Source organism: Microvirga massiliensis, assembly GCF_001006805.1.
Classification (GTDB): domain Bacteria; phylum Pseudomonadota; class Alphaproteobacteria; order Rhizobiales; family Beijerinckiaceae; genus Microvirga; species Microvirga massiliensis.
Window position 1 is genome coordinate 1 of sequence record NZ_LN811397.1, and the last position, 2112, is coordinate 2112.

The window sequence follows — 2112 nt, forward strand, 5'->3', positions numbered from 1 at the left end:
ACAACCGCGCATCAGAACACCCATCTGTCTATGTCATTGAAGAGAAGAGATTTTGTTGATCGGGATGCGATCCCGTGGGGTATTTCGGGTTCTGCCTGGCCCGCTCGGTGATGGACTGGGCAGCTGCTGTCGTGAGCGCGGCGCGGGCGAAGATCCAAGGACCGTCAGGCAGGGGATGGATCGCCTCGATCTCTCCGGTCTCCGCCGCCCGTCTGAGCGTCTTGGGCGCGATGCGCATGAGCCTTGCCGCCTGACTGAGGTTGAGCCACGGCGCGATGCCGTTCGCGGCCGGCTTGTGCACGGGAATGCGGTGATGCGAGCGCAGCGCGGTGACGCGCTCGCGTGTCCAGCGGTTGCCATGACCCGTGACGAGGCCATTCCGGTTGAGGACACCGGCGATGACCTCATCGTGGGCAATCAGCACGAGGTGGCGAACGGCTGCAATCACATCGGCTGACGTGCTGTTGCGCTGACCGCGGCGGCGTCTGGGCAGACGCATCTCGCTGTGGGCGCCACCCATCCAGTGGACCACGAGAATGATCTCGGCCGCCTCCGGATCGAGATCGGCGACGATCTCCTGGATCACGGTGCGCACAATGCGCTTCTTCAGTCGTGCATCGGTCGAGGATGCCGCCCACACGCTCTTCAGGTCTGCGGCCAATGCGGCGAGTGCCGTCGGGGCCATGACAGCAGCTGGTACATTCACATTGTGGGCGGCGATCTTGCCCTCGACCTCCGCAATACGGGCGAGTGCCTTGTTCCAGCGCGCCTCCAGTTCGCCCGCCACCAGCCGGTTGGCCGGATCGGCGGCATCGTATTGCCGGAAGGCGCGCTCCGCCGCATAGCGGGCCGCTTCGAGATCGCGCCGAAGCGCGTCGCCTATCTGATCGCGCCGCTGGCCCGCTTCCTTCTCCGCAGCGACGGCGGCCGCGATGGCGCCGGGGCCAACAATGGTGAGGAGCGCCTCCGCGATGGCGTCATCGACACGCAAGCCGCCGAAGGCGATGCAGCGGGGTTCGGCATTGTCCATCCAGCCGCGGCTGCAGCTGTAGCGGGGGATCTGATGTTGGGCGCCCGAGTAGCGGAGCGTCAGCTTGCGCCCGCAACGCCGGCAGCGGATGAGGCCGGCGAGCAGGGCATCGCCATGCTTTGGCGCACCATGGTGGCGGCTGGTGGGAACGTTGCGGCTGACCATCGTGCGGATCGTCTCGGCCTTCTCCCAGCTAACATAGCCCTCATGGGCACCCGGCCGCAGAGCCAGCCAGTCGGCGCGCGCCTTGCGGCGGACCTTCACCCCATTGCCGGCGGTCCCCAGTTCTGTTCCGGCCGCCGTCTTACCATAGGCATAGGCGCCGCCGTAAATCGGGTTCTCGATCATCCGGTGGATGGTCGCTGAGTGGGGTCGGCGCCAGATGACATCGCCGTTGTTCTGCTTCACCGGCAGATCAAGATCATGCTCGTGGAACCAGAGCAGCGCCTGCCTGGCGCTGCCCAGTTCCAGCACCTTGTCGAAGACCAGCGTGATCGCTTCCTGCACCCGCCGGTCGGGATCCTTCTCATACCGATCGCCAGCCTTCACGAAGCCCACCGGTGCGCTGATGACGAGTTCGCCGCGGCGTGCCTTCTCGTAGCGGGCCGCGAGCGAGCGCTGGCGCAGGAGATCAAGCTCGTACTCATTGCGGCTGCCCTTCAATCCCAGCAGCAGCCGGTCATTGCCGTGCCGGGGCGCTGAGAGGTGTCTCCTGATCGATCAGCACGGTGTCGACCACGCGGCACATCTCGATCAGCTGCTGCCAGTCCCGGCTGTTGCGAGCGAAGCGCGAGACCTCACGCGCGCAGACGGCGCCGACCTGGCCGAGGCACACTTGTGCGACCATCCGCTCGAAGCCGGCGCGCGGGACGCCGCCCGCGGCGGAGCGCCCGAGATCGTCATCGATGACCTCGATCTCAGACCAGCCCAGCGCCGTCAGCCGATCCCGCATGGCATATTGCAGCGCGCTGCTCTCGCGGTTGTGCAGAACCTGATGGGCCGAGGATTGCCGCACATAGAGCAGCGCCTTGCGCTCCAGGTGATGGGCCCGGATCTTGTCAGAGATCATGGCCGGCCTCCGG

2 protein-coding genes are annotated in these 2112 nt (G+C 66.3%); both read right to left on the bottom strand.

Features of this window, described 5'->3' with window-relative positions:
- Positions 1-28 precede the first annotated feature (28 nt).
- Complete coding sequence (locus BN1233_RS42490) at positions 29-1693, bottom strand: recombinase family protein (RefSeq protein WP_244471101.1); 1665 nt, start codon at positions 1691-1693, stop codon at positions 29-31.
- 16 nt (positions 1694-1709) lie between these two features.
- A partial coding sequence (locus BN1233_RS50440; protein WP_244471100.1) for a recombinase family protein occupies positions 1710-2112 on the bottom strand: 403 nt, incomplete at its 5' end.